The sequence below is a fragment of the Streptomyces sp. NPDC127092 genome, assembly GCF_042722475.1.
GTDB lineage: Bacteria > Actinomycetota > Actinomycetes > Streptomycetales > Streptomycetaceae > Streptomyces.
In genome coordinates, this window is the sequence record NZ_JBHXFE010000420.1 from 779 (window position 1) to 1,032 (window position 254).

Here is a 254-nt window from a genome sequence, read left to right on the forward strand (position 1 = left end):
CGGCGACCATCGCCCTGTACCGCCCCGGCCCCATGGGCGCGAACTCGCACACCAACTACGCGCTGCGCAAGAACGGGCAGCAGGAGATCACCCCGATCCACCCGGAGCTGGAGGAGCCGCTGCGGGAGATCCTGGACACCACCTACGGCCTGATCGTGTATCAGGAGCAGGTCATGGCGATCGCCCAGAAGGTGGCGGGCTACTCGCTCGGCCAGGCCGACATCCTGCGCCGTGCGATGGGCAAGAAGAAGAAG

Annotated in this window: 1 protein-coding gene; it reads left to right on the forward strand. The window is 66.9% G+C overall.

Annotation, left to right across the window (positions count from 1 at the left end; translation table 11 throughout):
- A partial coding sequence (locus ACFWJO_RS40965) for a hypothetical protein (protein WP_386873499.1) occupies positions 1-254 on the forward strand: 254 nt, incomplete at both ends.